Source organism: Variovorax sp. GW821-FHT10B04 (assembly GCF_059415645.1).
In genome coordinates this window covers 18,324-44,894 of sequence record NZ_JBWKNQ010000020.1, presented here as the reverse complement: position 1 = coordinate 44,894, position 26,571 = coordinate 18,324, and the positions used below count along the sequence as shown (strand labels likewise).

Below are 26,571 nucleotides of genomic sequence, written 5' to 3'. Positions count from 1 at the left end.
TCCACCTGAACACGAAGTCCGTGGATTTTGCGGCACCAGAGCGTCGCTGGCTGTCCTGCGCCGTCCTACATGCGTGACAGCGCCACACGGCTATACCGGACGAATGCTCGAAAAACTTCCCGATGCCATCGGCCATGTGCTGCAGGGCGTGCGTGCCGGACTCGACGAGGTCGTGTTCAACACGCTGGGCCTGCGTGCCGGCATGGGCACGCTGCAGGTCGCCAGTCTCGCCTTCGCCGACCATGCGCCGATCCCGTCGCGCTACACGGCCGACGGCCCCGGCCTTTCACCACCGCTGCAATGGACCGGCGTTCCCGCCGAAGCCGTGTCGCTCGTGCTGCTGGTGGAAGACGCCGATTCGCCCACGCCGAATCCGCTGGTGCACGCGATCGCGGTCGGTTTGCCGGCCGGCGATGGCGGCTTGCCCGAAGCCGCCTTCGCCAGCGCCGGCCAGGATGGCACGGGTCTGCATGCCGGCCTGAACTCCTATCTGCAATCCGGCTGGCTGCCGCCCGATCCGCCGCCCGGCCACGGCGTGCACCGCTATGCCTTTCAGCTGTTCGCGCTCGACGCCGCGCCGGTGTTCTCCGACGCCCCTGGCCGCGACGAAGTCATCGCCCAGCTGCGTGAACACGCCCTGGCTAGCGGTTTGCTGATCGGCACGTGCGAGCGCTCTGACGGCTCGATCCGCATCGAAGGGACCGTGCCGGCCGGACCCGCGGTCGCTGGCTGATCAGGCTCCGGCGACGGGTGTGCCGACGGTGCTCAGCGGCAGCAGGGACACCTCGGCGAGCAGCAGCGCCAACTGGCGCGCGGCGGCATCGATGACGGCCACGCCCTTCTCGGCGGTCGCCGCCGCCGCGTTGCCGGCGGCGCCTTCGGGGTTGTAGTCCTCCATCGCCCAGCCAAGCTTGGCGCTGCGGCCATCGCCGAGCAGCGCGTAGGTGCCGGCGCGTGTGCGCGATGTCGAGCCGAAGTCGCGCGCCGCGGCCATCGTGACCTGCTGCGGCGCCAGCGCCAGCATCATCGAGGTCTCGATCTCGCCGGCATGCACGCCGAAGCGGTGTTCGTCGGCGCTGAATCCATCACCCGCGTCGCCGAGCGGCAGATTGAACCAGCTGACGCTGTAGACGATCAGACCGTGCGCGGCACGCAGTTCGCGCGCCACGATGTCCATCGCACCCACATGGCCGCCATGCGCATTGAAGAGCACCAGCTTGCGCACGCCGGCACGCGCCACGCCCGCACCGATCTCGCGCCAGAGCCGGATCAGCGTCTCGGACGACAAGGTCAGCGTGCCGGGGAAGTTGGCGTGTTCGGGGCTCAGGCCGATCTGCTGCGTCGGCAGGAACAGCGCCGGCACGCCCGCCGGAATCAGCGGCAGCGCGGCGGCGACGATGCCGTCGACCAGCGTCGTGTCGACACCCAGCGGCAGGTGCGGTCCATGCTGTTCGGTGGCGCCGAGCGGCAGAACCGCGACGGTGGTCGCGGGGTCGAGCGCAGCGAAGTCGCGCGTGCCGAGTTCGGACCAGAAGCGGCGGGAGTGGGTGCTCATCCCGCGATCTTAGAACGGAGAACCCAGCCTAGTGCTTGACGCGCCAGACAACGTTGCCGACGTCGTCGGCCACCAGCAGCGCACCCGACTTGTCGAGTGCGACGCCGACCGGCCGCCCTTGCGCCTTGCCTTGCGCGTCGAGGAAGCCGGTGAGGAAATCGACCGGCGAGCCGCTCGGCCGGCCGGCGATGAAAGGCACGAACACGACCTTGTAGCCCGACGGCGGCTGGCGGTTCCACGAGCCGTGCTCGCCGATGAAGACCCCGTTCGCGAACTCTGCCGGCATGCCACGCGGATGCGAGAAGCTCATGCCGAGCGGCGCCACGTGCGTACCCAGCGCGTAGTCGGGCGCGATCGCCTTGGCGACCATCTCCGGCCGCTGCGGCTCGACGCGCGCGTCGACGTGGCCGCCGTAGTAGCTCCACGGCCATCCGTAGAAGGCGCCGTCCTTCACCGACGTCAGGTAGTCGGGCACCAGGTCGCTGCCGATTTCATCGCGCTCGTTCACCACGGTCCACAGCACCTGGGTGTCCGGGTCCCAGCCCATGCCGTTCGGGTTGCGCAGGCCGCTGGCGAAGAGACGCTTCTCACCGGTCTTCACGTCGACTTCCCAGATCGCGGCGCGGCCCTCTTCCGCGGGCAGGCCGTTCTCGCCGACGTTGCTGTTGGAGCCGACCGTGGCGTAGAGCTTGGAACCGTCGCCGTTGGCGATGATGTTCTTCGTCCAGTGGTGGTTGATGCCCGCCGGCAGGTCGGTGACCTTCACCGGCACGGCACTGATTTCGGTCTGCCCGTCCTGGTAAGGCACCTTCACGATCGCGTCGGCATTGGCGATGAAGAGCTCGCCGCCGACCAGCGTCATGCCGAAGGGCGACATCAGGTCCTTGATGAACACGGTGCGGATCTCGGCGGTGCCGTCGCCGTCGACGTCGCGCAGCAGGGTGATGCGGTTGGCGCTGGCGGCCTGCGCGCCAGCGCGCTTCATGACCATGCCCTGAACGATCTGCTTGGCACGCGCGAACAGGCCGTTGCCGCCGTCGTGGCTGCCTTCTGGCTTCGGCGGCTTGTTGCTTTCGGCGACGAGCACGTCGCCGTTCGGCAGCGTGTAGACCCAGCGCGGATGGTCGAGGTTGCGAGCCAGCGCCGTGACCTTGAAGCCGTTCGGCGCCACCGGGCCGGCGGTGTCGGTCCAGCCGACCGCCTCGGCGATCTTGAGCGTGGGGATCAGCGTCTTGTTGGGCGGCGGCAGTTGCGGCGTGGGGCCGACACCGGCCTCGAACGGCAGCTTGGCCGTTTCTCCGCAAGCGGCGAGCAGCAGCGCGGCCAGTGAAACAGCGGCGATTCCGGCGGATCGGCGAGGGAACTTCATTCTTCGGATCTCCTGGATGAGGGCAGGCACGGGGCCGGCGGTTGGTGCGGAGCATGCCGTGCGGCGCCGATCGCGCCTGTCGGCTGTAGGCGCTTTCCGGCGTGGGCGCACCCCCGGCCGAAGGCGCCGCTACCATCGGGATCATCATGACCCACGACCTGTTCCGCGCCGATGCCTATCTGCGCGAATGCGAAGCGCGCATCGTGCGCGTCGACGACGCCGGCCTGGTGCTCGATCGCACCGTGTTCTATCCGCTCGGCGGCGGGCAGGCGGGCGACAGCGGCACGCTGGTGCTGGCGGACGGCCGCAGCATCGCCATCGCCGACACGCGCAAGGCCAAGGACGCCGAAGGCAACCCGACGGCCGACATCCTGCATGTGCCCGCGGCAGGCCAGGAAGCGCAGTGGGCCGGCCTCACGCCGGGCGATGCCGTGGTCGCGCGCATCGACTGGGAGCGCCGCCACCGGCTGATGCGCTTTCACACCGCCACGCATCTGCTGTGCCATCTGGTCGCGCAACCCGTGAACGGCTGCTCGATCACGCCCGATTACGCACGGCTCGACTTCCACATGACGGAGCCGCTCGACAAGGACGCGCTCACCCACGGACTCGCCGGCCTGATCACGGCGGCCCATCCGCTGGCCGTGGGTGCGATCACCGATGCCGAACTCGACGCCGACCCCTCGCTGGTCAAGAGCATGAGCGTGCAGCCGCCGCGCGGCACGGGCATGGTCCGCACCATCCGCATCGGCAGCGATGCCCAGGCCATCGACTTCCAGCCCTGCGGCGGCACCCATGTCGCGAACACGTCGGAAATCGGCGGGGTGGTGGTCACGAAGATCGAGAAGAAGAGCGCGACCAGCCGGCGCGTCGTACTTGGATGGTCATGAGCACACGAGCGTTGGGCATGCGCGCGCTTCGGTGGGCGGCCGGATTGGTGGCCGGTGTCGCGCTCGCGTTGCCGGCGACGGCCCAGCTGGCGCCACGCGCCGGCAGCGTGGTGACGACGTCGCACGTGCGTGCCGAGCTGGTGGCACATGCGCCGGACGGTGTGGCGCCGGGTGCGCCGGTGTGGGTCGGCCTGCAGATCACGCATCAGCCGGAATGGCACACGTACTGGAAGAACGCCGGCGATTCGGGGCTGCCGACCGAATTGGCGTGGACGCTGCCGGCCGGCGTGAACGCAGGCGAGATCGCCTGGCCGACGCCGAAGAAGATCCCGATCGGCTCGCTGGCCAACTACGGCTATGAAGGCACGGTGCTGCTGCCGGTGCCGCTGCAGGTCGCGCCGGACTTCAAGCCGACGACTTCGCTGACCGGCGAGGCGTCGATGGACATCCGGCTCAAGGCGTCGTGGCTGGTCTGCCGACAGGAATGCATCCCGGAGGAAGGCGACTTCGCGCTGAAGCTGCCGCTGCAGGGCTCGACCGCGCTGCACAAGGCCGATTTCGATGCCGCGCTCGCCGCGCAACCGGTCGCGCTGGCGCAGCCCGGCGCCGTCGAGATTGCCGACAAGTCGATCCGCGTGCGGCTCGACGGCCTGCCGGCCGCGGCGCAAGGCAAGACGCTCGAGTTCTTCCCCGAGACCGGCGACGTGATCCACAACGGCGCGACATCGGGCAAGGACTGGACCCAGTCCTGGCAAGGCACGACCTGGACCGCGACGTTGCCGCTTGCCGACCAGCGCAGCGCGAGCCCGTCGATGATGCCGATCGTGGTGGCGCTGGCCGAGGCCGATCGCCATGCCGGACAGCCGATCGCCTGGCGCGCAGAGACGCCGGTCAGCGGCACCTGGCCGGCCACGGCGGCGCCCGCCACCGTGTCGCCCGCATTGCAGGCGGCGCTCGAGGCCAACACGTCGGCATCGTTGCCGCAACCGAGCGGCACCTTCGTCGCTGCGCTGCTGGGCGCGCTGCTCGGCGGCTTGCTGCTGAACCTGATGCCCTGCGTGTTTCCCGTGCTCGCCATCAAGGTGCTGGGCTTCGCGCGACAGGCTGGCGACCGCAAGGGCCACCGCACCGCCGCGGCGGCCTACACGGCCGGCGTCATGGCGGCCTTCCTGGCGCTCGGCGCGACGATGCTGGCGCTGCGCGCGGCCGGCACGCAACTGGGCTGGGGCTTCCAACTGCAGTCGCCCGTCGTGGTGGCGGCGCTGGCGGCGCTTTTCACGCTGATCGGGCTGAACCTGGCCGGGATGTTCGAGTTCGGCATCGCGGCACCGGCGGCGCTCTGTTCGGCACAGTTGAAGCATCCTGTCGCCAACGACTTCCTGTCGGGCGTGCTGGCGGTGGTGATTGCCTCGCCCTGCACCGCGCCATTCATGGGCGCATCGCTCGGTTTCGCGATCGGGCTGCCGGCCGCCGAGGCGCTGCTGCTGTTCGCGGTGATGGGTTTTGGATTGGCCCTGCCCTATCTGGCGGCCGGCTTCGTTCCGGCAGTGGCGCGCCTGCTGCCGAAGCCCGGTGCCTGGATGGACACGCTGCGCCGCCTGATGGCCTTCCCGATGTTCGCGACGGTCGCCTGGCTGGTCTGGGTGCTTGGTCAGCAGGCCGGCATCGACGGCGCCGGCACGCTGCTCGCCTTGCTCGTGTGCCTGGCCGCGGTGGTCTGGGCCTTCACGCTCAGCGGCCGTACGCGGGTGGTGCTCGCGAGCGTGCTGGTCGCAGGCACCGCGTTGCTCGCCGGCGCGATCGGCCACAACCTGCTGCGCGGTGCCGAGCCGGCGGTGGCGGCGGCCGGCGATCGCTGGCAGGCCTGGTCGCCCGAACGGGTGGCCGAACTGAACGCGGCGGGCCGCCCGGTCTTCATCGATTTCACGGCCGCCTGGTGCGTCACCTGCCAGTACAACAAGAAGACCACGCTGTCCGATGCGTCGGTGCTGGCGGGCTTCGACGCGCGCCAGGTCGCGATGCTGCGTGCCGACTGGACGCGGCAGGACCCGAGGATCACCAAGGCGCTGGGCGCGCTCGGCCGCAACGGCGTGCCGGTGTATGTGCTGCAGGCGCCCGGCAAGCCGCCGATGGTGCTGACGGAAATTCTGCGCAAGGACGACCTGAAGGGCGTGCTGGCCGCACTTTGAGGGCCCTGCGCCGGCACCGGCGCCGCGGTCGCGGACACCGCGCATCCAAGCACGGCGGCCATCCGGCTGCAGGCGCCGGCGCATGCCCCTCAACGAATACGGGTTGTCACCGCCGCGTGAGAAAAGCGGCCTAAGCTGTGGCCGTCATTCGTTTTTAGCTACCTGGAGCCACAGGTCATGTCCACATTTTCATCATCCGCATCGCGCTCGGCGCGTGCGGCGCGCAATGCCGGCGCCGCGCTGTCGCGCGCGTCCCGTCGCGCCGTGATGGCCGCCGCTGTCGCCCTCGGCGCCACGCTGCTGGCCGGCCTGCCCGCCGAAGCCGCACCGGCCATCGGCCAGAAGGCGCCCGACTTCGTCGCCGTCGACACCCGCGGCAATACGCACAAGCTGTCGGATTTCGCCGGCCGCTTCGTGGTCCTCGAATGGACCAACCCCGGCTGCCCCTTCGTGCGCAAGCACTACGGCAGCGGCAACATGCCGGCCACCCAAAAGACAGCGGCAGCGCTGGGCGCGGTCTGGCTGTCGGTCAACTCGACCGAGCGCGGCGCCAGCGACTACCTGACACCCGCCGCGCTCGACGGCTGGATGCAGCAGCACGCCGCCACACCGACCGCCGTGCTGATGGATGAGACCGGGATGATCGGCAAGGCCTACGGTGCGCGCACCACGCCGCACCTGTTCATCATCGATCCGCAAGGCGTGCTGGTGTATGCGGGCGGCATCGACAGCATCCCGTCGGCGCGGCCGGACGACATCAAGAGCGCGACCAACTATGTGACGCAGGCGCTGGGCGAGGCCTCCGGCGGCAAGCCGGTGACCCTGGCGGCGACCAAGGCCTACGGCTGCTCGATCAAGTACAAGAGCTAGCGACGACGGTCGTCAAGGAGCGCCGTGCAGAGGGAGGCGACAATCCGGCATGGCCTTCGCTCCTCTGCAAAACGACACCTTCCTGCGCGCCTGCTGGCGCCAGGCCACCGACCACACGCCCATCTGGCTGATGCGCCAGGCCGGCCGCTACCTGCCCGAGTACGTCGCAACGCGCGCCCGGGCCGGCAGCTTCATGGGCCTGGCCACCAACGTCGACTTCGCGACCGAAGTCACGCTGCAACCGCTGGAACGCTTTCCGCTCGATGCCGCGATCCTGTTTTCCGACATCCTGACGGTGCCCGACGCGATGGGCCTGGGACTGTCGTTCGAAGCCGGCGAAGGGCCACGGTTCGCACGGCCGGTGCGCGATGAAGCCGCCATCGCGGCACTCGAAGTGCCGGACATGGAAAAGCTGCGCTACGTGTTCGACGCCGTTGCCTCGATTCGCCGCGCACTCGACGGCCGCGTTCCGCTGATCGGCTTCTCCGGAAGCCCCTGGACGCTGGCCTGCTACATGGTCGAAGGCGCCGGTTCGAGCGACTACCGGCTGGTCAAGTCGCTGATGTACAGCCGGCCCGACCTGATGCACCGGCTGCTCGCGGTCAACGCCGACGCGGTGGCGACCTACCTGAATGCGCAGATCGATGCCGGCGCGCAGGCCGTGATGATCTTCGACAGCTGGGGCGGCGTTCTGGCACACGGTGCGTTCCAGGAATTCAGCCAGGCCTACACGGCGCGCGTGCTGTCGCAGCTGAAGCGCGATGGCGCGGACGGCCAGCCGGTCCCGCGCATCGTCTTCACCAAGGGTGGCGGGCTCTGGCTCGACACGATGCGCGCGCTCGACTGCGAAGTGCTGGGCGTCGACTGGACCGTGAACCTCGCGGACGCGCGGGCGCGTGTCGGCGAGGGTCCGCAAGGCAAGGCGCTGCAGGGCAACATCGACCCCAATGTGCTGTTTGCACCGCCCGAGCGCATCGAGGCCGAAGTCGCCAAGGTGTTGGCAAGCTTCGGCCGGCCGCATGCGGACCCGGCAACGCCAGGCGCCACGCATATCTTCAATCTCGGCCATGGCATCAGCCAGTTCACGCCGCCGGACCATGTCGCAGCGCTCGTTCGGGCCGTGCACGCCCAGTCCCGCGCCCTGCGGGCTTGAGCCCGCGAGACAACCGGCTGACGAAAGCCGGGGCCGACGACAGCGAAGGCCGGATTCGGAGGAACGGCCGTTGCGCCGTTTGTCAAGTCAAAAGTGGCCTATGTAGGCTGACTTATGCACAAAAGCTTTGTTGCGGTGCAGAAAAATGGCAAGCCGGACCCGTCTCTCGCTCCTAAAGCGATAGCGTCGCTAAGTCATTGATTCATATAGAAATCAAACAGTGCTTTTTTTCCGGGCAATCTGACGCAAGCCTTGATTTGAAAGGCCTTCCGGGCCGTCCAGCATGGATATCAACAAAGTTATCCACAGAAACTCTGGACGACGTGCAAATTCCAAGAAAATCAACGACTTAAGTTCCCTTGCTCCAAGTTGCGTTAAGAATCCTTCAAAAGGGTGAACATTCATGAACTGGCGTGTCGACGTAGCCGTGCACACGCCAGCACACAGCGCGCTGGGTGACCTGCTGAGCTACCGGCACGATGTCGCCCTGCCGGGCGGCACCCTGGTGCGCGTGCCGCTGGGCCGGCGTGAAGTGCTGGGCGTGGTGTGGCAGTCCGAGGCGCCATCGGATGCGGATATAGATGCGGCCGCCCTGGGCGAGGCGCCTGTGCTCAAGCCGATCGGTGCGGCCCTCGACGCGCTCGTTCCGCTGGGCGATGCCTGGCGCGACCTGGTGGTGTTCGCTGCGCGCTACTACCAGCGGTCGCTGGGAGAAATCGCGCTGTCGGCGCTGCCGCCGCAACTCCGGGACCTGACCGGCGTGCAACTGGCGAGGCGCCTGAAGCGACGCGGCTCGCCCTCCGCCGCGGCCGATGCGGAGACCGCCGCCGCATCCGACGAAGCCGAAGTCCCCGATCTCACGCCGGAACAGCACACGGCGATGGCGGAGATCAACGCGGCCACCGGCCCGTTCCTGCTGTTCGGCAGCACCGGCAGCGGCAAGACCGAGGTGTACCTGCGATGCGTGGCCGAATTGCTGGCGCGCGACCCGACGGCGCAGGCCCTTGTGATGGTGCCGGAGATCAATCTCACGCCGCAACTCGAAGCACGGTTTCGCGAACGGTTCGAGACCGGTTTCGGCGCCGGCGCGGTGGTGTCACTGCACAGCGGCATGACGAACCCGCAACGGCTCGCCAGCTGGCTCGGCGCGCACAGCGGCACGGCGCGCATCGTGCTGGGCACGCGCATGGCGGTTTTCGCGTCGATGCCGACGCTGCGGCTGATCGTGGTCGACGAGGAACACGACCCCAGCTACAAGCAGCAGGAAGGCGCGCGCTATTCGGCGCGCGACCTCGCCGTCTGGCGCGGCCGGCGCGAAAGCGCGAAGGTCATCCTCGGCTCGGCCACGCCGTCGCTCGAGAGTTGGTATCGCAGCCGGCCAGCCGAAGGCGTCGACCCGGGCGGCAACTACCTGCGGCTCGCGATGCCGAGCCGGGTCGGCGCCGGTGCACTGCCCACCGTTCGCACGGTCGACATGAACCTGCAACCGGCGCGCACCGTGCTTTCGGGCACGTTGCTCGACGCCATCGGCCAGCGGATCGCGCGCGGCGAGCAGAGCATGGTGTTCCTGAACCGGCGCGGCTATGCGCCGGTGCTGGCCTGCGGTGATTGCGGCTGGAAGAGCGAGTGCCCGCACTGCAGCGCCTACCGGGTGTTCCACAAGATCGACCGCACACTGCGCTGCCACCACTGCGGCTTTGCCGAGCGGGTGCCGCGCGCCTGCCCGGCCTGCGGCAACCTGGACATCGCGCCGGTCGGGCGGGGCACCGAACGGCTCGAGGAACATCTGGGCGAGCTGTTCGCGGGCGTCACGCGGCCGGATGGCAGCCCCGTGCGCGTGGCGCGGATCGACGCCGACAGCACCCGCGCACAGGGCGCCCTGCAGTCGCAACTGGCCGCGGTGCATGCGGGCGACGTCGATGTGCTGGTCGGCACGCAGATGATCGCCAAGGGCCATGACTTCCGCCGCATCACGCTGGTGGCGGCGATCAATCCGGACGGCGCGCTCTTTTCGAGCGACTTCCGTGCGCCGGAGCGGCTCTTCAGCCTGTTGATGCAATCGGCCGGCCGAGCGGGCCGCGACGCCGCCTATCTGGCCGCGCAAGGCGCGACCGCGGAGATGTGGATCCAGACGCACCATCCGCAGCACCCGCTGTTCGCCGCGCTGCGTCGCCACGACTACACGGCTTTTGCCGCCCAGGAACTGGCGGACCGGCGCGCGGCCGGCATGCCGCCCTTCGCGTTCCAGGCCTTGCTGCGCGCCGACGCGCGCACGCAGGAAGCGGCCCAGGCCTTCCTGAATGCGGCAGATCAGCAGGCGGCGTCGCTGCCCGGCGCCGAGCGCGTGACGCGCTACCCCGCCGTGCCGCTGGCGATCCAGCGCGTGGCCAATGTCGAGCGCGCGCAGATGCTGATCGAAAGCCCGTCGCGGGCTGCGCTGCAGCAACTGCTCGCCCAATGGCAGCCGCTGTTGCACGCGCTGCGACGCGAGCCCGAAGGCAAGGGCGTGATCCGCTGGCTGGTCGACGTTGACCCGCACAGCATCTGAAGCCGATGTCCTGCACGGCCGGCGCACCGTCGTTCTAGCGTGAACCAACCATGACAAACTTCATTGCACGCAGTCTCGCGCTGCTCGCCGCCGCGCTGGTGCCGCTCCTCGCCGCGGCCCAGTCGAGCGAAGGGCCCGGCACGCTTCTCACGAAATACACGACGCTCGGCCCGCAGCTCGAGCGCAACGCGTTCGGCCGCAAGCTGGTGCTGGAGTCGACGGAGACGTCGGGCCAACTGAGCGGCAGCATCTACGCGGTCATCGACCACCCGTACGCCGATGTGGACCGCGCGCTCAAACGGCCGGATGCCTGGTGCGAAGTCTTGATGCTCCACCTGAACACCAAGCACTGCGCCGTGCACGACAGCGGCAATACCAGCGGGCTGACGGTCGCGGTCGGACGGAAGTTCGACCAGCCCATCGCGGATGCACAGCGCATCGACTTCGCCTTCCATGCCGACAGCGCGGTTGCCAATTACCTCAACGCGCGGCTGGATGCCGACGAAGGACCGCTGTCGACGCGCAACTACCGCATCGTGCTCGAAGCCGTGCCGATCGACGGCAACCGAACGTTCATCCACCTGGGCTATTCCTATGCCTACGGCACCGCGGCACGGCTGGCGATGAAGGGTTACCTGGCCACGCTGGGCAGCGACAAGGTCGGCTTCACGGCAACGGGCAAGTCGGCCGATGGGCAGCCTGTCTATGTGGGCGGGGTTCGGGGTGTGGTGGAACGCAACACCATGCGCTACTACCTGGCGATCGATGCCTACCTCGATGCACCCGGTGCACCTCAGCTCGACCAGCGGCTTGCTGCGTGGTTCGACGCCACCGAACGGTATGCGCGACAGTTGCACGAGGTCGATCGCGCCGACTATCTCGCGATGAAGCAAAAAGAATTCAAACGCATGCAGAGCGGTACGCCCTGAATTCAGATCCCGCGCCAGAAACCAGCGGGCCGGGCGACATCCAAAGTATCAGGGCAGCCCCAGCGGCTGCTTGCTCATCTCGACATATTGCAGGGCGGCGCTCCGGCGGCGCCTTGCGTTTCCGGTCGGCCAGGCGACCAGTACCAGCCCGGCCGCACCTGCAAGCACGGCGCTCAGCGGCCTCAGCATGTCGGCATGCCAGAGCCAGGCAATGCCTGCGATCCAGGCGACTCCAAGCAGGAGGCGAATCAAATAGGTCATCGTGCTCCTCGTTGCGGTCCAACGCCGCCTTCGCAGCGTACGTAAAAAAGGGTAACCAAGAAACTATCCGTAGGTAGTACATCGGAATGTCGCTGCTGTTTCCAAGGCGGCGTGTAGGAAATATTCTGAAACAGCTGTTGACGCCGACGGCGCCGCGCTGCGAAGCTCCGGCCATCGAGCCTTCGCCATGGCTCCGTAGCGGAGTGTGTCCCCGTGAACGCGTTGTCCCGAATCCTGTCCGTTTTCATGCTGGCACTCGCAGCAGGCGCCTTGCCGGCTGCCGAGCTCGAAGTCGAAGGCGACCGTCTCGAAGTCTCCGGCACGCTGGACGGCAGTGCCGTCGACGCCTTTGCAGCGCACCTGGCCTCCGGCAAGGTGCGCGTCGTGCGATTCCATGATTCCTTCGGCGGCACGCTCGCTGCGGCGGAAACCTATGCCACCGCCATCCATGCAAGCGGTGTGCAGACCGAAGTGACAGGGCAGTGCCACGCGGCCTGCGCCTATGCCTTCCTGGCTGGAAAGGACAGGCGATTCGGCCGTGGTGCGCAAGTGAACGGGCTGCTGATTCCCGTGCCGGCCCGGCCCCGGCCGGAAGAGCTGGCCACCCGTTGGCGCGACGATGACGGCCAGAAGACGCTGGCCGAATTCAACACGACCGCCTCCCCCGCAGCCCCGCCCGTGACGCCGCAGAGAGATCTCTGGCAGGCCGAACAGGGCGTGCTTTTCACCTCGCTGCCGACGCTGTTCGGCCGGGTCTACAACGCGTACTACTGCGATGGCACCCAGGGGCGCGACCTGTCGCGCTGCGAGATCCTGACGGACGCTGATCCGTACAAGCTGGGCGTTCTGACGCCCTGATCTGTGGACGCCCCGGGGATGATCGGGGCTCAGTGAAGCCAGGCCGTCAGCAGCGGAAAAGTAAAGAACGCGCCCACCGTCGTCCACAGGATGATGCGTGCGATGCGGCCGTTGTCCGCGCCGAAGCGCTCCGCCAGCATCGAAACGTTACTGGCACTGGGCAGCGCCGCAACCAGCACGATGGTTACAAGTGCGGCCTGGCTCAGCGGCAATCCCAGCGTGATCGCGGCAAGGCCCAGCGCATAGACCAGCATCGGATGCAGCGCCAGCTTGACCACGACGACGGCCAGCACCTCGCCGACCGGCGCGCGACGCTGCAACTGCCGCGCGTGCAGCGCCGAACGGGCCAGCACGGCGCCAATGGTGAACAACGCGGTCGGCGAGGCCGCATCCGCCAGCATGCCGATGGTCCGTTCGACCGGTGCCGGCAGCCGGTACTGGAGATAAGAGGCCAGTGCGCCCAGCAACATCGACCACGGCAACGGATTCAGCACCACGCCACGCAGTGCCTGGCGAAGCGCGCGCGACGCACCGCCACCGCCCGAACCGTCCAGCCGCGACAGTGCGATGCACACCGACGAGGTGAGCACCATGTCGAAGAGGACCGTGAGGATCACCGGCCCGACCGCCTGCGACCCGAGCACCGCCGCGAGCAGCGGCACGCCCATGAAGCCGGTATTGGGAAAGGCCGCAACCAGGGCGCCGAAGGCGGCGTCGTTCCAGCCGATGCGGCCGCGGCGGGTGAAAGCCACCACCGCACCGATCACGCACAGCGCACTGAGCGCCCAGATCAGCCCGACGGTGCCGTCGAACAACTGCGCCAGTGGCGTGCCGGCACCGAAGCGGTACAGCATGCAGGGCAGCGCAAAGTACAGCACGAAGACATTGAGGCCCGGGATCGCTTCCAGTGGAAGCACCCGGCGGCGGGCGGCGAGGTAGCCCGCGGCGATCAAGGCAAAGAAAGGCAGGGTGACGGCGAGGATCTGGAGCACGGCGGCGATTGTCGCCACCGGCGCACTCCGGCGCCGGGGCTCGGGTATCCCGCAAGGCGCAGAAAACGCGCGGGAAGCGGCCCGGTATCATTGCGCGCTTCCTCGATCCGCCGCGGCCTGCGTCGCCCCTTCTTGCTGCCGATCCACTCCCGACCACCATGTCTTCCGGCCTGAATCTCGCCCAACAGGAAGCCGTCAACTATCTGCATGGGCCCTGCCTCGTGCTGGCAGGTGCCGGTTCGGGCAAGACGCGCGTGATCACCCACAAGATCGCGCGGCTGATCCAGTCGGGCCTGGCGCCGAAGCGCATCGCCGCCATCACCTTCACGAACAAGGCCGCGGCAGAAATGCGCGAACGCGCCAAGGGGCTGATCGGCCGCGACGCCAAGCAGGTGGTGGTCTGCACCTTCCACGCGCTCGGCGTCCGCATGATGCGGGAAGACGGCGCGGTGCTCGGGCTGAAGCCGGCCTTCAGCATTCTGGACAGCGACGACGTCACCCGGATCCTGAAGGACGCCGGCGGCACCAGCGACGTGGCGACCGCACGCATCTGGCAGTGGACCATCAGCAAGTGGAAGAACATGGGCCTGAATTCGGCCCAGGCCGAAGCGCTGGCGGAAGACGACAACGAGCGCATCACCGCACGCATCATGGCGCGCTACGAGGAGCGCCTGTCGGCCTACCAGAGCGTCGACTTCGACGACCTGATCGGCATGCCGCTCAAGCTGCTGCAGCAGCACGAGTCGGTGCGCAGCAAGTGGCAGGAAACGCTCGGCCACGTGCTGGTCGACGAATACCAGGACACCAACGCCACGCAATACGAAGTGCTGAAGGCACTGGTCGGCGAGCGCGGCCGCTTCACGGCGGTGGGCGACGACGACCAGTCGATCTACGGCTGGCGCGGCGCCACGCTGGACAACCTGCGCAAACTGCCGGTCGACTATCCGAATCTGAAGGTCGTCAAGCTGGAGCAGAACTACCGCTCCACCAGCGCCATCCTGCGCGCGGCCAACAACGTGATCGGGCCGAACCCCAAGCTTTTTCCGAAGACGCTGTTCTCCGAACTGGGCGAAGGCGAACCGGTGCGCATCGTCGACGCCGACAACGAGGCGCACGAAGCCGAGCGCGCCGTCGCACGCATCGTCAGCCTGCGCGCAGGCGGCATCGTGACGCAGGGCGACCAGCACAAGGAGTTCCGCGATTTCGCGATCCTCTATCGCGCCAACCATCAGGCGCGCGTGTTCGAGCAGGCGCTGCGCAAGGCGCAGATCCCGTACAAGGTGTCGGGCGGCCAGAGCTTCTTCGATCGCGCAGAAATCAAGGACCTCTGCGGCTGGTTCCGGCTGTGGGTCAACAACGACGACGATCCGGCCTTCCTGCGCGCCATCACCACGCCCAAGCGCGGCATCGGCCACACGACGCTGGCCGCGCTGGGCTCCTTCGCGAGCCAGTACAAGCTGAGCCTGTTCGAGGCGCTTTTCAGTTCGTCGCTGCCGAGCGTGCTGCCCAAGCGCGCGCTCGAAGGCATCCACGAGTTCGGCCGCTACATCAACGACCTCGAATTCCGCGCGCGCCAGACCATCGGCGCGGAGGACTCGCGCACCTTCATGCTCGACTGGCTCAAGGAGATCGGCTACGAGCAGCACCTCTACGACGGCGAGGACAGCGAAGCCGCCGCCGCCTCGCGCTGGACCAACGTGCTGGAGTTCGTCGACTGGATGTCGCAACGCGCCGGCGGCGAGATCGACGACACCTCCGGCGCCATCACCGGAAGTGAACGCAAGAGCCTGCTGGAAGTCGCGCAGACCATCTCGCTGCTGTCGACCATCAGCGAACGCGAGCAGGACCAGAACGTGGTCACGCTGTCGACGCTGCATGCGTCCAAGGGCCTCGAATGGCCGCACGTGCTGCTGGTCGGCGTGAACGAGGGGCTGCTGCCCTTCAAGCTGGACGACGACAACGGCAAGCAGGAAAAGGTGAGCGACGACATCCTGACCCGGCTGCAGGAAGAACGCCGCCTGATGTATGTGGGCATCACGCGCGCGCAGCGCAGCCTTGCCGTGAGCTGGACCAAGCGCCGCAAGAAAGGCCGCGAGATGGTCGCGGCGCAGCCGAGTCGCTTCATCGCCGAGATGGGTCTCGACCGCAGCACGGCCAAGGAAGACCCGCGCGAGAAGATCAAGGCGCTGCGTGCGGAGTTCGCGAAACGCGCGGCCGAGAGCGCTGCCGCAGCTGCCGCGGCGGCCGCCCAGACGCCATGAAGGCAACACACGTGAGGTGGACACGCCGCGTCGGACTGCTCGTCGCGGCACTGCTGCTCTCGGCTTGCGCGGCACAGCCGCAATCCGCACCGCCCGTCACCTCTTCCACGACGACGGCGGCGGCGGCGAAGCCTCGGCCCGCTGCGCCTCCGGGCTGCCCGGAAGCCGCCGACGAGCTTCCGGTCCAGGCGCTGTACGGCACGTGGGAAGCGCGTTTCGACGGCGTCCCCGGCGTGGCGCGCGTGACCTTCGCACCGCATCCGGATTACGCAGGCAGCGTGCGCGGCACCATCGTGCGCGACGGCCAGGGCGGCGCAGGCGACACGGGCGCACAACTTGCAGGCGACATCGCGGACGATGGCCTGTTGACACTGGACGAATCCCGCGACGGCCGCAGCATCAGCGCGGTCTGGTCGGGAGACATGCAAGCCGCCTCATGCGGCAGGGAATTCAAGGGAACATGGCGAAACGCAATCGACGACCGCACACGCAACTTCGTACTGGACAAGATCGGCAGCCCGAAATGACGATCAAGGCACGGCATGCTGTGCTGGTGTTGTTCGCGGGTCTCGGCGCGACGGGCGCGAGCGCTCAGGCGGTCGACAAGCCGCCGAGCCCGCTGGCCGAGTCGCAGCTGACCTGGCAGCAATGCCAGCAGGTAGCCGCCAAGGATGCGCGCCTTGCCTGCTTCGACCGCTGGTCCCAGCAGCAGACGCTGCCCGGCACCGCAGTGCCCGCGGCACCACCGGTGCTGGCGTCGACTCCGACGCCGCCGGTCGACGCCAGCCTGCCGGCCACGCGCGTCATTTCGGTCGCCACCGAGGAAGGTTGCCGCGACCGTCAGTATTCGGCGTTGTCGCGCTTCTGGGAACTCGAGAACGGCAGCGACTGCGGCACCTTCGGCTTCCGCGGCTACCGCCCGCTGAACGTGTCGATTTCGGCCGCCACGAGCGACCCGTCCGTGCCGAACTCGCCGGCTGCCGGCCATGAAGGCACCTACATCAACTACCAGGCCAACGAGATGCGCATCGGCCTGTCGGTACGCACCAAGCTCGCCCAGGGCATGCTGACCGGCAACGACCCGGACAAGAAGGACTCGCTGTGGTTCGCGTATTCGCAGCTGTCGACCTGGCAGGTGTTCAATTCGGCGATCTCGCGGCCCTTCCGCACCACCGACCACGAGCCGGAACTGATGTACGTCTATCCGACGGACTTCAAGCTGCCCTTCGGCTGGCGCTGGCGCTATACCGGCGTGGGGATCGTGCACCAGTCGAACGGCCAGACGCTGCCGCTGTCGCGCAGCTGGAACCGCACCTTCCTGATGGGAGGCATGGAACTCGACGACCGCTTCCAGTTCACCACGCGCTTCTGGAACCGCATCAAGGAAGACGCGGAAGACGACGACAACCCGGACATCGCCGACTACATCGGCCGCGCCGAGTTCACCGGCCGCTGGAACTACAACCGCGACAACAGCTTCAGCGCGACGCTGCGCAACAACCTGCGCAGCAGCGGCCACGGTTCGATCCGCCTCGAATGGATGAAGGTGATCGGCGACCCGGTGAAGAGCAACCTGCGCTTCCACACGCAGCTGTTCCATGGCTACGGCGACACACTGGTCGACTACAACCGCAAGCGCACCGTGCTCAGCATCGGGCTGAGTCTCGTGGACTTCTGAGGCGGACTGCCACGGGCCTGCGCGCCGCTGCGGCGGCACGCAGCGCCTGCCTCATGACTGGGCGGCGTTCTTCGATGCTTCGAAACGCGCCAGGTTGTCGGCATTGGGTGGGTAGAGGCCGGGCAGCGATGCACCCTGCCTGACCTCCTGCATGATCCAGGACTCCAGCCGCTCCTGCTCGATGGCGGCTTCCACCACGGCCTCCACCAGTCCGGCCGGGATCAGGACGGCGCCATCGGTGTCGACCACGACCACGTCGTTCGGAAACACCGCCACGCCGCCGCAACCGATCGGCTCCTGCCAGCTCACGAAGGTCAGCGCGGCAACCGACGCCGGCGCCGCGACGCCATCGCACCAGACCGGCAGCCCCGTTCCCAGCACGCCGTCCGCATCACGCACCGCACCGTCGGTGACCAATGCGCTCACCCCGCGCCGCGCCATGCGCTCGCAGAGGATGTCGCCGAAGATGCCCGCGCCCGTCAATCCCATCGCATCGACGACGGCAATGACACCGGCGGGCATCGCCTCGATCGCTGCGCGTGTCGAGATCGGCGACGCCCAGGACGCGGGCGTCGCGAGATCTTCCCGCGCCGGTACGAAGCGCAGCGTGAAGGCGCGTCCGACCTGGCGCCCCTGATCCGGACGCAGCGGCCGGGTACCGCGCATCCATGTCGTGCGCAAACCCTTCTTCAGCAGCACGGTCGTCAGCGTGGCGGTGCTGATGCCCCGCAGGGCATCGGCCAGACGGTCGTCGAGGGGGAGAACGGGAACATCGGTCATCTTCAATTCCTTTTGGAAGGCTTGGGAGTCGGGAGAAAGAGGGAGCGAGAGAGAACGCCTCAGCGCGCGATGCGCGCGCCGATCTGCTGTGCAAGCTGGACGATGCCGACGGCCAGCTGCTTTTCGCGCCGGGCGTCGATGCGCTCGACCGGCACCGACGTGCTGACGGCCACACGGCGACCCATGGCCGTCATGCCGACATACGCGGCGAAGCAATGCAGGCCGGCCGACACCTCCTCGACGTCGACGGCCATGCCGGCACTGCGCACCTGGGTCAGCACCTTGAGCAGCTGAGGCAAGCGTGTGATGGTGTGTTCCGTGAACGCGCTCAACGTCGGCGGAAGCAGCGCGATCACGTCGGCGTCGTCCATCTGCGCCAGGATGGCCTTGCCCAGCGCACTGCAATGGGCCGGCAGGCGCGTGCCGATATCGGACACCAGCCGCACCGGGCGCTTGGGGTCTTCGCGCGCCATGTAGACGACCTCGGCGCCGTCCAGCACGGCCATCTGCACCACCTCGTTGTGCTTTCCCACGAACGTGGAAGCCGCGGTGCGAAACGCGTCCTGCAGCCCGTCGTGACGGAGGTAGGCGCTGCCCAGCTCGAACAGCCGCACGCCGACGATGTAGCCATCGCCCGATCGCTCGATCCAGCGTCGACGCTCCAGGGATTCGAGCAACAGGTACAGCGTGCTCTTGGACAGCCCGGTCGCCGCCAGCAGATCGGACGCCTTCAACGGCGAGCGGCTCGCCGCGAGGTGCTGCAGAACATCTTCGGTACGTCTCAGCGCAGGGACATCGTAGGGTTCGGTCATGGTCCTGATTGTCGTTTCGACAAACGCCGGACTGTGCACAGCACGTCCAACAGGTTGGATTGATGACCAATATTATGGACGATGTGGTTCGCCGCTGCTAATCTCGCGCTCCCCTTCGACGCACTGAAAAACGCATGACGCCTGTTGATTTCTCTTCCTGCCTGCCGGCGGACCTGCCGTTGGCGGCGCTGGTCGGGCGCGCCTGGCGCCCCGAACCGACGGGCGGGCCCAGCGTGGTCGCGATTCGCCATGGCGAGGTGATCGACATCAGCGCCGTGACGCCGACCACCGCCGATCTGCTGGACCGGAAGGATGCCGTCGAGTTGGCGAGAAACGCACCCGGAGATTCCCTCGGCAGCGTCGAGGCGCTGCTCGCCAACAGCATCGAAGGCCATCGCGACGCCAACCGGCCGTTCCTGCTGGCGCCCAACGATGTGCAGGCGATCAAGGCCTGCGGCGTCACCTTCGCCGTCAGCCTGCTCGAACGCGTGCTCGAGGAACAGGCGAACGGCGATGCATCCAGGGCCCGCGAACTCCGCGCGCAACTGCAGAGCTCGATCGACATCGATCTGGCGCACATCCGCCCCGGGTCGCCTGCGGCATTGCACCTGCGCGACGAGATGCTGGCGCGCGGCACCTGGTCGCAATACATGGAAGTCGGGCTCGGCACCGATGCGGAGGTGTTCTCCAAGTCGCAGCCGATGTCGGCGCTCGGCTTCGGTGCGCAGGTCGGCCTGTCGCCGGCATCGCAATGGAACAACCCGGAGCCGGAGATCGTGCTGGCCATCAACGGCCACGGCCAGACCGTGGGCGCATCGCTCGGCAACGACGTCAACCTGCGCGACATCGAAGGCCGCAGCGCCCTGCTGCTCGGCAAGGCGAAGGACAACAACGGCTCCTGCGCCATCGGCCCGTTCATCCGGCTGTTCGATGCGCACTTCGACATCGATTCGGTGCGCAACGCGGAAGTCGCCCTGGAGATCGCCGGCGAGATCGACGACTTCGTGCTGCACGGGATGAGCAACATGCGCGAGATCAGCCGCGATCCGCTCGACCTCGTGGCGCAGACCTGCGGCGCGCACCATCAGTATCCGGACGGCTTCATGCTGTTCCTCGGCACGATGTTCTCGCCGATCCAGGATCGCGGTGCGCCGGGTGCGGGCTTCACGCACAAGCTCGGCGACCGCGTCTCGATCCATACCGCGCAACTCGGACGGCTCATCAACACGGTGCAGTTGTCCACGCAGATCCCGCCATGGACTTTCGGTGTGCGCGCGCTCTACGCCAATCTGCATGAACGCAATCTGATGGGAGCGCGGGCATGAGCGCCGCCGCAGCCTCGGTGCTGTGCGTGGGTGTCGCCGTGTACGACCAGATCTTCGCGCTGCCGGAATTCCCGTCCACACCGACCAAGGTGTTCTGCACGGCCTTCGCATCGGCCGCGGGCGGCCCTGCAGCCAACGCTGCGGTGACGGTCGCGCGCCAGGGTGGGCGCGCCACGCTGTGGGCGCGCGTCGGCGCCGATGCGCAGGGCGCACGCATCGTGCAGGAACTCGGCGAGGCGGGCGTGGACGTGAGCGCCGTGCGCCGCGTCGAAGGCGGCCGCTCGGGCACGTCGGCCGTCGCGATCAACGATGCGGGCGAGCGGCTGATCCTGGCCTTCGCCGACCCGCAGCTCGATCGCGATGCGAGCTGGCTGCCGCTCGGCCAGGTGGCTGCGCATGACGCCGTGCTGTGCGACGTGCGCTGGCCGGCGGCGACCCGCGCGGTGCTCGCCGCCGCACGCAACGCCGGCGTGCCGAGCGTGCTCGACGCCGACCTGACGTCCGACGGCACGCTGGCCGAATTCGTGCCGCTGGCCCAGCAGGTGGTCTTCTCGATGCCCGCGCTCGAGCAGCTTCGGCCGGGCGCCGGCAAGGACCTGCACCGCGCGCTCGCCGAACTCTGGCGACCCGACATCCACACGCTGCTGGCCGTCACGCTCGGCGAACAAGGTTGCGTCTGGTACGACGGCCACGTCAGCCGCGCGCTGCCCGGGATCGACGTGCAGGTCGTCGACACGCTGGCCGCAGGCGACACATTCCACGGCGCCTTCGCATTGGCCATCGCGCGCCGACAACACCCCGCCGAAGCACTGGACTTCGCGAACCGCGTCGCCGCACTCAAGTGCACGCGATGGGGTGGCGGCACCGGCATCCCGACGGTGGACGAACTGGATCGATTTCAACCCCGCTACCGGACCGCAGTGGATCTCAGCTGCGACGCACCGGTCTGACTCCTCGAAAGAACCTATGACAACGCTTCTCTCCGCCGGCAAGTACCGGACGATGCGCCGGCTGGCCGACGCCAACGGCCGATTCAAGATGGTCGCCGTCGACCAGCGGCCGCCCATCATCAAGGCGCTCAATGAAAAGCTGGGCGCCGGCCAGGCCACGCCCGAACGTGTCGGCGCGGTCAAGCGCTCGCTGGTCAAGGCGCTTGCGCACGAAGGCTCCGCGCTGCTGATCGACCCGGACTACGGCTACGGCGCATCCTTCGACGCGCTGCCGTCCGGCCCCGGCCTGCTGCTGACGCTGGAAGACTTCAATTTCGAGGAAAGTCCCGGTGGCCGCAAGACCCGCCTGATGAAGGGCTGGAGCGTCGAGAAGATCAAGCGCGCCGGCGCCGATGGCGTGAAGCTGCTGCTCTGGTACCGCCCCGACGCAGCGGCCGACGTCATCGCGCACCAGCAACGCCTGGTGCAGGAAGTCGGCGACGCCTGCAAGCGCTACGACCTCGCGTTCCTGCTGGAACTGCTGGTGTTCCCGTTCGCAGGCACGGCGGGCCACACCACCGACTACATCGAGCACAAGGACAAGCGCCCGGAGCTGGTGCTGCAGAGCGTGCGCGACTTCGCCGATCCGAAGTACGGCGTCGACATCTACAAGCTCGAAAGCCCGCTGGCGGCACGTGACCTGCCGGCGCCGGAGGATGGCGACGCGGCCGTCGCAGAAGCACAGCAGTGGTTCACCGAGATGGGCAAGCTGATCGACAAGCCGTGGGTCATGCTGAGCGCGGGCGCCGGCATGGAAGAGTTCCGCCGGGTGCTGCACTACGCGTTCCACGCAGGCGCCAGCGGCTTCCTCGCGGGCCGCGCGATCTGGTGGCCGGCCTTCACGCAGAAATACCCCGACCTCGCCGGCATGGAAGCCCAGCTTGCCGAGGAAGGCCTGCGCTACATGAAGCAGATCAACGACATGACGGACCAGCTCGCACACCCGTGGAACGCCGCCCCCGCCTTTGCCGGTGCGCCGTCGCTGGCCTCGGCCGGGCTCGGCTTCCCTGCGGAATACGCCGCATTTGCCTGAACCCACCTGAATCCGCATCGGCCGCTCATCGGCGGCCATTCATTCGCATCAAGGAGACATATTCATGGTCACAGACCTTCAAGACCGCCGCATCCTCATCACCGGTTCGAGCACCGGCATCGGCGCCGCCGTGGCGCAGGCCTATGCGCGCCTCGGCGCCATCGTGACGGTGCACTACAACGCCAGCCGCGAGCAGGCCGAGACGCTGGTGCAGGCCATCCGCGCAGACGGTGGCCGCGTACACCTGGTCGGCGGCGACGTGTCGCGCTCGGCCGAGGCCACGCGCATCGTCGACGAAGCCGCGGCGGCCATGGGCGGCCTCGACGTGCTCGTCAACAACGCCGGCGCGCTGGTGAAGCGCGCGCCGCTGGAACAGGTCGACGACGCGCTGTACGACCAGGTCATGGACCTGAACGTGCGCTCCGTGGTGGTGGCTTCGCAAGCCGCCGTGAAGCACATGAAGGCCGGCGGCCGCGGCAGCATCATCCACACCAGCTCGGTGGCGGCGCGCAACGGCGGCGGCCCCGGCGCCCTGCTCTACGCAGGCGCCAAGGCCTTCGTGCTGAACGCCACGCGCAACATGGCCAAGGAGTTCGCGGGCAACAACATCCGCGTCAACGGCGTCTCGCCGGGCGTGATCAGCACGCCGTTCCACGATCGTTATTCGACGCCCGAGATCCTCGAGAACATGCGCAAGACGATTCCGATGGCACGCATCGGCGACCCGATCGACTGCACCGGCGCCTACATCTTCTTCGCCTCGGACCAGTTGAGCAGCTACATCACGGGCCAGGTGCTGGAGGTGAACGGCGGGCAGTTCATGGCTTGAGCCATTCATGACCTACCAGTTCGACTTCAGTTTCGTTGCCGAGTACTGGCCGCGCTTCCTGCAGGGCGCACTCGTCACGGCGGAGCTCGCGGCGAGCTCGACCGTGCTCGGGTTCCTGCTGGGCACGGCCTGCGCGCTCGGCAGCACCAGCCGCAGCAAGTGGCTGCGCGGTGCCGTCGGCGTGTACGTGGAGATCATCCGCAACACGCCGATGCTGGTGCAGCTCTTTCTCGTCTTCTTCGGACTCGCCTCGCTCGGCCTGAAGCTGTCGGTCACGACCTCGGCCGTGATCGGGCTCGTCATCAACATCGGGGCCTACTCGACGGAGATCGTGCGGGCCGGCATCGAGTCCATCAAGCAAGGCCAGATCGAAGCGGCGGAATGCCTGGCGCTGACGCGCTGGCAGGTGCTGCATCGCGTGGTGCTGCCGACCGCGATCGAACGGGTGTACCCGGCGCTCACCAGCCAGTACGTGCTGCTGATGCTCGGCACCAGCACCGCGTCGCAGATCTCGGCCGAAGAACTCACCGCCGTATCGAACATGATCAATTCGGAGACCTTCCGGTCGTTCGAGGTGTTCCTGGTCGCTGCGGCGCTGTATCTGGCGCTGTCCTTCGTGATGCGCGGGATCTTCTGGGTACTCAGCCGCGTGGTGTTCAAGCGCCGCCGCGTGCTGGGCACCCCGATCTGAACGGGAGAACGAGTTGCTGCTGTCTCCCGCCCATTTCGCGGCATTGATGAACGGGCTCGCCTGGACGATCGGCCTGTCGCTGCTGAGCTTCGTCGGCGGTGGCCTGGTCGGCTTCGTGGTGGCGTTGTCGCGCATCTCGGGCAACCGCGTCGTCCGCTTCATCAGCAGCGTCTACGTGCAGCTGGTGCAGGGCACGCCGGTGCTGATCCTGATGTTCGTCCTGTACTTCGGGCTGTCGCTGTTCGGCCTGGACGTTCCGCCGCTGCTGGCCGCGAGCGTCGCCATGACCATCTATGCGAGCGCCTACCTCGGCGAGATCTGGCGCGCCAGCCTGCAGTCGGTCCCGCTCACGCAATGGGAGGCCGCCGACTGCCTCGCGCTCACGCGCGTGCAGCGGCTCTTCCTGGTGGTGCTGCCACAGGCGCTGCGGATCGCCACGCCATCGACCGTGGGCTTCATGGTGCAGATCGTGAAGAGCACCTCGCTGGCGTCGGTCATCGGGCTGGCCGAGATGACCTACATCGGCAAGCTGATCAACAACTCCACGTTCCGGCCATTCACCACTTACCTGGTCATCGCGGTGCTTTATTTTGGCCTGTGCTATCCGCTGTCGTGGCTCGCACGGCGTCTCGAGAGGAAACTGAATGTCTACCATCGTCCGGCTGCATGAGGTCGGCAAGAACTTCGGCGCCATCCAGGTGCTGCGCGGCGTGTCGTTCGAGATGCAGAAGGGCGAGGTGCTCGCGCTGATCGGCCCCAGCGGATCCGGCAAGAGCACGGCGCTGCGCTGCGTGGACGGGCTGGAGCGCATCGACAAGGGCGAGATCGTGGTCTGCGGCCACCGGGTGAGCGACCCCGGCATCGACCTGCGGCGCATGCGCCAGGACGTCGGCATCGTGTTCCAGAGCTACAACCTCTTTCCGCACCTGACGGTGGCGGAAAACATCATGCTGGCGCCGCGCTGGGTCAAGAAGATGAGTCGCGCCGAGGCGCACGCGCTCGCCACGAAGACGCTCGACCGCGTCGGCCTGCTCGCCAAGCTCGACGCCTATCCCGAGCAGTTGTCGGGCGGCCAGCAGCAGCGTGCGGCGATCGCGCGCTCGCTCGCGATGCAGCCGAAGGTGATGCTGTTCGACGAGGTGACGTCGGCACTCGACCCGACGCTCACCGGCGAAGTGCTGAAGGTCATCGAGGAGCTCGCGCGCGAAGGCATGACGATGCTGCTGGTCACGCACGAGATGGCCTTCGCACGCCGCGTGGCGGACACGGTTGTCTTCATGCACGAAGGACGCGTGCACGAGATGGGCCCCGCCGCGATGCTGGATGCACCGCGCACGGCCGAGTTGCAGCGCTTTGTCGGCAGCGGCCTCTGAGCCTGGAGGAATTGCAGTTTTTCCGACGGTGTCCGGTCGACACCACAACAACTAGCAGGAGACTTTCATGTTGAAGAAACTGATCAAGGGCATCGCCATTGCAGCGAGCCTCGCCATCATGTCGCACGCTGTCTATGCCGATGCGCTGTCGACGATCAAGAGCCGCGGCAAGCTGATGGTCGCCATCGATCTCGGCAATCCGCCGCATGGATTCAAGGACGAGAAATTCGAGACCGTCGGCTCCGATGTCGACACGGCCCGGCTGCTGGCCAAGGACATGGGCGTCGAACTCGAGATCGTGCAGGTCGCTACGCCGAACCGCGTGCAGTACCTGCTCACGAACAAGGCCGACCTCGTGATCTCGGCACTGTCGATCACGCCCGAGCGCAAGAAGGTCATCGATTTCTCGATCCCCTACGCCGAGCTGAACTGCATCGTGGCCGCCCCGGCCGCCATGAAGATCACGACCTACGCCGACCTGGCCGGCAAGGGTGGCGTTGCCGTGACGCGCGGCACCGTGAACGATCAATGGCTGACCAAAGGCTCCGAAGGCGTGTCGGACGTGAAGATCACGCGCTTCGAGGACGACCCGACCTCCACGACGGCCATCACCAGCGGCCAATTGCAGATCTATGCAACGTCGCTGCCGCTGCTCAACCAGTTGAAGAAGACCAATCCCAACGTCGACCTCCAGGTGAAGTTCGTGATGAACGGCTTTCCGCTGGGCATCGCGCTGCGCAAGAACGAACCGCAGTTGCAGTCCTTCCTGAACACCTGGGTCGAAGCCAACCTGAAGAACGGCAAGCTGGTCGACATCTACAAGAAGTGGCACGGCGTGACGTTGAAGCCAGAAGACCTGATCGCGCAGAAGAACTGAGTCCGCGCGCTGGCGCCGCAAATCCGCCGCGTTGCGGCTGGCGACGGGCGCGTTGGGAAGTACGACGGCAGCCCGACCAGACACGAAGCCCTTGATCGAAGGATCAGGGGCTTTTGTTCGTCGGGCGGAGGCAGGGTGGAGATTGCGCCGGTCGTCGGGCAGCATTCCGACGCCAGCAGAAACAGAAACGCCCCAGAACCTTGACGGTGCTGGGGCGCATGTATGCTGGTGGCCTGGGTCGGAATCGAACCAACGACACGCGGATTTTCAATCCGCTGCTCTACCAACTGAGCTACCGGGCCATGAACT

The 26,571-nt window shown here is 67.5% G+C and carries 26 protein-coding genes and 1 tRNA gene; 19 read left to right on the top strand and 8 right to left on the bottom strand.

Going from position 1 to position 26,571, the window contains the following annotated elements:
- Positions 1–103 precede the first annotated feature (103 nt).
- Positions 104–733, top strand: coding sequence for a YbhB/YbcL family Raf kinase inhibitor-like protein (locus tag AC07PZ_RS31000; protein ID WP_495299027.1), 630 nt, complete (start codon positions 104–106; stop codon positions 731–733).
- Here the strand turns inward: AC07PZ_RS31000 and AC07PZ_RS30995 are convergent, their stop codons facing one another.
- Both AC07PZ_RS30995 and AC07PZ_RS30990 read right to left on the bottom strand, forming a co-directional pair.
- On the bottom strand, positions 734–1,555 hold the full coding sequence (locus tag AC07PZ_RS30995) for a creatininase family protein (RefSeq protein WP_495299026.1): 822 nt from the start codon (positions 1,553–1,555) through the stop codon (positions 734–736). It lies immediately after the preceding gene.
- Positions 1,556–1,583: 28 nt separating this feature from the next.
- Positions 1,584–2,924, bottom strand: coding sequence for a PQQ-dependent sugar dehydrogenase (locus tag AC07PZ_RS30990; RefSeq protein ID WP_495299025.1), 1,341 nt, complete (start codon positions 2,922–2,924; stop codon positions 1,584–1,586).
- A 146-nt stretch (positions 2,925–3,070) separates the two neighbouring features.
- Between AC07PZ_RS30990 and AC07PZ_RS30985 the strand changes: the two genes are divergently transcribed.
- From AC07PZ_RS30985 to hemE, 4 genes are all read left to right on the top strand, one after another.
- A complete protein-coding gene (locus AC07PZ_RS30985) occupies positions 3,071–3,814 on the top strand; it encodes an alanyl-tRNA editing protein (RefSeq protein WP_495299024.1) in 744 nt (247 codons plus the stop codon).
- Positions 3,815–3,831: 17 nt separating this feature from the next.
- Complete coding sequence (locus AC07PZ_RS30980) at positions 3,832–6,003, top strand: protein-disulfide reductase DsbD family protein (protein WP_495299023.1); 2,172 nt, start codon at positions 3,832–3,834, stop codon at positions 6,001–6,003.
- Positions 6,004–6,180: 177 nt separating this feature from the next.
- Positions 6,181–6,873 carry a redoxin domain-containing protein gene (locus AC07PZ_RS30975; RefSeq protein ID WP_495299022.1) on the top strand — a complete coding sequence of 231 codons (693 nt, stop codon included), beginning with the start codon at positions 6,181–6,183 and terminating at the stop codon, positions 6,871–6,873.
- 49 nt (positions 6,874–6,922) lie between these two features.
- Positions 6,923–8,026 carry a uroporphyrinogen decarboxylase gene (gene hemE / locus AC07PZ_RS30970; RefSeq protein WP_495299021.1) on the top strand — a complete coding sequence of 368 codons (1,104 nt, stop codon included), beginning with the start codon at positions 6,923–6,925 and terminating at the stop codon, positions 8,024–8,026.
- 213 nt (positions 8,027–8,239) lie between these two features.
- Here hemE and AC07PZ_RS30965 read toward each other — a convergent pair whose 3' ends face one another.
- A complete protein-coding gene (locus AC07PZ_RS30965) occupies positions 8,240–8,431 on the bottom strand; it encodes a hypothetical protein (RefSeq protein ID WP_495299020.1) in 192 nt (63 codons plus the stop codon).
- Between AC07PZ_RS30965 and AC07PZ_RS30960 the strand changes: the two genes are divergently transcribed.
- Complete coding sequence (locus AC07PZ_RS30960) at positions 8,430–10,574, top strand: primosomal protein N' (protein ID WP_495299019.1); 2,145 nt, start codon at positions 8,430–8,432, stop codon at positions 10,572–10,574. The two genes, AC07PZ_RS30965 and AC07PZ_RS30960, sit on opposite strands and share 2 nt — an antisense overlap.
- A gap of 50 nt (positions 10,575–10,624) precedes the next feature.
- Entirely contained in the window at positions 10,625–11,503 is an 879-nt protein-coding gene (locus AC07PZ_RS30955; protein WP_495299018.1) for a hypothetical protein, read from the top strand.
- Positions 11,504–11,551: 48 nt separating this feature from the next.
- Here the strand turns inward: AC07PZ_RS30955 and AC07PZ_RS30950 are convergent, their stop codons facing one another.
- Positions 11,552–11,764, bottom strand: coding sequence for a hypothetical protein (locus AC07PZ_RS30950; protein WP_495299017.1), 213 nt, complete (start codon positions 11,762–11,764; stop codon positions 11,552–11,554).
- Between the two features lie 213 nt (positions 11,765–11,977).
- On the opposite strand from AC07PZ_RS30950, the gene AC07PZ_RS30945 reads away from it, so the two are divergent.
- Complete coding sequence (locus tag AC07PZ_RS30945) at positions 11,978–12,622, top strand: hypothetical protein (protein ID WP_495299016.1); 645 nt, start codon at positions 11,978–11,980, stop codon at positions 12,620–12,622.
- Between the two features lie 29 nt (positions 12,623–12,651).
- Here the strand turns inward: AC07PZ_RS30945 and AC07PZ_RS30940 are convergent, their stop codons facing one another.
- Positions 12,652–13,614: an AEC family transporter gene (locus AC07PZ_RS30940; protein WP_495299046.1), complete on the bottom strand. Its 963-nt coding sequence runs from the start codon at positions 13,612–13,614 to the stop codon at positions 12,652–12,654.
- A gap of 158 nt (positions 13,615–13,772) precedes the next feature.
- Here AC07PZ_RS30940 and AC07PZ_RS30935 point away from each other — a divergent pair, with 158 nt between their 5' ends.
- Genes AC07PZ_RS30935 through AC07PZ_RS30925 form a run of 3 tightly spaced genes read left to right on the top strand, consistent with a single transcriptional unit; the run spans position 13,773 to position 17,553 of the window.
- Positions 13,773–15,875 carry an ATP-dependent helicase gene (locus AC07PZ_RS30935; protein WP_495299015.1) on the top strand — a complete coding sequence of 701 codons (2,103 nt, stop codon included), beginning with the start codon at positions 13,773–13,775 and terminating at the stop codon, positions 15,873–15,875.
- Between the two features lie 11 nt (positions 15,876–15,886).
- Entirely contained in the window at positions 15,887–16,402 is a 516-nt protein-coding gene (locus tag AC07PZ_RS30930; RefSeq protein ID WP_495299014.1) for a hypothetical protein, read from the top strand.
- On the top strand, positions 16,399–17,553 hold the full coding sequence (locus AC07PZ_RS30925; RefSeq protein WP_495299013.1) for a phospholipase A: 1,155 nt from the start codon (positions 16,399–16,401) through the stop codon (positions 17,551–17,553). Before AC07PZ_RS30930 ends, AC07PZ_RS30925 begins: the two co-directional genes overlap by 4 nt.
- A gap of 51 nt (positions 17,554–17,604) precedes the next feature.
- Here AC07PZ_RS30925 and AC07PZ_RS30920 read toward each other — a convergent pair whose 3' ends face one another.
- A complete protein-coding gene (locus tag AC07PZ_RS30920) occupies positions 17,605–18,333 on the bottom strand; it encodes a ribonuclease activity regulator RraA (RefSeq protein ID WP_495299012.1) in 729 nt (242 codons plus the stop codon).
- 59 nt (positions 18,334–18,392) lie between these two features.
- Positions 18,393–19,145 carry an IclR family transcriptional regulator gene (locus tag AC07PZ_RS30915; RefSeq protein ID WP_495299011.1) on the bottom strand — a complete coding sequence of 251 codons (753 nt, stop codon included), beginning with the start codon at positions 19,143–19,145 and terminating at the stop codon, positions 18,393–18,395.
- A 134-nt stretch (positions 19,146–19,279) separates the two neighbouring features.
- Here AC07PZ_RS30915 and AC07PZ_RS30910 point away from each other — a divergent pair, with 134 nt between their 5' ends.
- The 8 genes from AC07PZ_RS30910 (at position 19,280) to AC07PZ_RS30875 (ending at position 26,262) form a co-directional block, all read left to right on the top strand.
- Positions 19,280–20,470 (top strand): fumarylacetoacetate hydrolase family protein, encoded by a 1,191-nt coding sequence (locus tag AC07PZ_RS30910; protein ID WP_495299010.1) that lies wholly within the window; start codon positions 19,280–19,282, stop codon positions 20,468–20,470.
- Complete coding sequence (locus AC07PZ_RS30905; protein WP_495299009.1) at positions 20,467–21,420, top strand: PfkB family carbohydrate kinase; 954 nt, start codon at positions 20,467–20,469, stop codon at positions 21,418–21,420. The genes AC07PZ_RS30910 and AC07PZ_RS30905 overlap by 4 nt, the downstream gene beginning before the upstream one ends.
- A 16-nt stretch (positions 21,421–21,436) precedes the next feature.
- Positions 21,437–22,492, top strand: a complete 1,056-nt coding sequence (locus tag AC07PZ_RS30900) for a tagatose 1,6-diphosphate aldolase (RefSeq protein WP_495299008.1) — start codon at positions 21,437–21,439, stop codon at positions 22,490–22,492.
- Positions 22,493–22,556: 64 nt separating this feature from the next.
- A complete protein-coding gene (locus AC07PZ_RS30895) occupies positions 22,557–23,321 on the top strand; it encodes an SDR family NAD(P)-dependent oxidoreductase (RefSeq protein ID WP_495299007.1) in 765 nt (254 codons plus the stop codon).
- A gap of 7 nt (positions 23,322–23,328) precedes the next feature.
- Complete coding sequence (locus AC07PZ_RS30890; protein ID WP_495299006.1) at positions 23,329–24,012, top strand: amino acid ABC transporter permease; 684 nt, start codon at positions 23,329–23,331, stop codon at positions 24,010–24,012.
- A gap of 46 nt (positions 24,013–24,058) precedes the next feature.
- Positions 24,059–24,682: an amino acid ABC transporter permease gene (locus tag AC07PZ_RS30885; RefSeq protein ID WP_495299045.1), complete on the top strand. Its 624-nt coding sequence runs from the start codon at positions 24,059–24,061 to the stop codon at positions 24,680–24,682.
- The gene (locus AC07PZ_RS30880) at positions 24,657–25,385 is read left to right on the top strand and encodes an amino acid ABC transporter ATP-binding protein (RefSeq protein ID WP_495299005.1); all 729 of its coding nucleotides are present in this window, start codon (positions 24,657–24,659) and stop codon (positions 25,383–25,385) included. Before AC07PZ_RS30885 ends, AC07PZ_RS30880 begins: the two co-directional genes overlap by 26 nt.
- Positions 25,386–25,452: 67 nt before the next feature.
- Positions 25,453–26,262, top strand: coding sequence for a transporter substrate-binding domain-containing protein (locus AC07PZ_RS30875; RefSeq protein WP_495299004.1), 810 nt, complete (start codon positions 25,453–25,455; stop codon positions 26,260–26,262).
- A 226-nt stretch (positions 26,263–26,488) separates the two neighbouring features.
- Here the strand turns inward: AC07PZ_RS30875 and AC07PZ_RS30870 are convergent.
- Positions 26,489–26,564: transfer RNA gene (locus tag AC07PZ_RS30870), tRNA-Phe, on the bottom strand.
- Positions 26,565–26,571: the final 7 nt, after the last annotated feature.

What these genes read in the sequence shown, in the direction of transcription:
- AC07PZ_RS31000 (WP_495299027.1), top strand. Translation starts at nt 104, where the DNA reads ATGCTCGAAAAACTTCCCGATGCCATCGGCCATGTGCTGCAGGGCGTG.
- AC07PZ_RS30995 (WP_495299026.1), bottom strand. Translation starts at nt 1,555, where the DNA reads ATGAGCACCCACTCCCGCCGCTTCTGGTCCGAACTCGGCACGCGCGAC.
- AC07PZ_RS30990 (WP_495299025.1), bottom strand. Translation starts at nt 2,924, where the DNA reads ATGAAGTTCCCTCGCCGATCCGCCGGAATCGCCGCTGTTTCACTGGCC.
- AC07PZ_RS30985 (WP_495299024.1), top strand. Translation starts at nt 3,071, where the DNA reads ATGACCCACGACCTGTTCCGCGCCGATGCCTATCTGCGCGAATGCGAA.
- AC07PZ_RS30980 (WP_495299023.1), top strand. Translation starts at nt 3,832, where the DNA reads ATGCGCGCGCTTCGGTGGGCGGCCGGATTGGTGGCCGGTGTCGCGCTC.
- AC07PZ_RS30975 (WP_495299022.1), top strand. Translation starts at nt 6,181, where the DNA reads ATGTCCACATTTTCATCATCCGCATCGCGCTCGGCGCGTGCGGCGCGC.
- hemE (WP_495299021.1), top strand. Translation starts at nt 6,923, where the DNA reads ATGGCCTTCGCTCCTCTGCAAAACGACACCTTCCTGCGCGCCTGCTGG.
- AC07PZ_RS30960 (WP_495299019.1), top strand. Translation starts at nt 8,430, where the DNA reads ATGAACTGGCGTGTCGACGTAGCCGTGCACACGCCAGCACACAGCGCG.
- AC07PZ_RS30965 (WP_495299020.1), bottom strand. Translation starts at nt 8,431, where the DNA reads ATGAATGTTCACCCTTTTGAAGGATTCTTAACGCAACTTGGAGCAAGG.
- AC07PZ_RS30955 (WP_495299018.1), top strand. Translation starts at nt 10,625, where the DNA reads ATGACAAACTTCATTGCACGCAGTCTCGCGCTGCTCGCCGCCGCGCTG.
- AC07PZ_RS30950 (WP_495299017.1), bottom strand. Translation starts at nt 11,764, where the DNA reads ATGACCTATTTGATTCGCCTCCTGCTTGGAGTCGCCTGGATCGCAGGC.
- AC07PZ_RS30935 (WP_495299015.1), top strand. Translation starts at nt 13,773, where the DNA reads ATGTCTTCCGGCCTGAATCTCGCCCAACAGGAAGCCGTCAACTATCTG.
- AC07PZ_RS30925 (WP_495299013.1), top strand. Translation starts at nt 16,399, where the DNA reads ATGACGATCAAGGCACGGCATGCTGTGCTGGTGTTGTTCGCGGGTCTC.
- AC07PZ_RS30920 (WP_495299012.1), bottom strand. Translation starts at nt 18,333, where the DNA reads ATGACCGATGTTCCCGTTCTCCCCCTCGACGACCGTCTGGCCGATGCC.
- AC07PZ_RS30915 (WP_495299011.1), bottom strand. Translation starts at nt 19,145, where the DNA reads ATGACCGAACCCTACGATGTCCCTGCGCTGAGACGTACCGAAGATGTT.
- AC07PZ_RS30910 (WP_495299010.1), top strand. Translation starts at nt 19,280, where the DNA reads ATGACGCCTGTTGATTTCTCTTCCTGCCTGCCGGCGGACCTGCCGTTG.
- AC07PZ_RS30905 (WP_495299009.1), top strand. Translation starts at nt 20,467, where the DNA reads ATGAGCGCCGCCGCAGCCTCGGTGCTGTGCGTGGGTGTCGCCGTGTAC.
- AC07PZ_RS30900 (WP_495299008.1), top strand. Translation starts at nt 21,437, where the DNA reads ATGACAACGCTTCTCTCCGCCGGCAAGTACCGGACGATGCGCCGGCTG.
- AC07PZ_RS30895 (WP_495299007.1), top strand. Translation starts at nt 22,557, where the DNA reads ATGGTCACAGACCTTCAAGACCGCCGCATCCTCATCACCGGTTCGAGC.
- AC07PZ_RS30890 (WP_495299006.1), top strand. Translation starts at nt 23,329, where the DNA reads ATGACCTACCAGTTCGACTTCAGTTTCGTTGCCGAGTACTGGCCGCGC.
- AC07PZ_RS30885 (WP_495299045.1), top strand. Translation starts at nt 24,059, where the DNA reads ATGAACGGGCTCGCCTGGACGATCGGCCTGTCGCTGCTGAGCTTCGTC.
- AC07PZ_RS30880 (WP_495299005.1), top strand. Translation starts at nt 24,657, where the DNA reads ATGTCTACCATCGTCCGGCTGCATGAGGTCGGCAAGAACTTCGGCGCC.
- AC07PZ_RS30875 (WP_495299004.1), top strand. Translation starts at nt 25,453, where the DNA reads ATGTTGAAGAAACTGATCAAGGGCATCGCCATTGCAGCGAGCCTCGCC.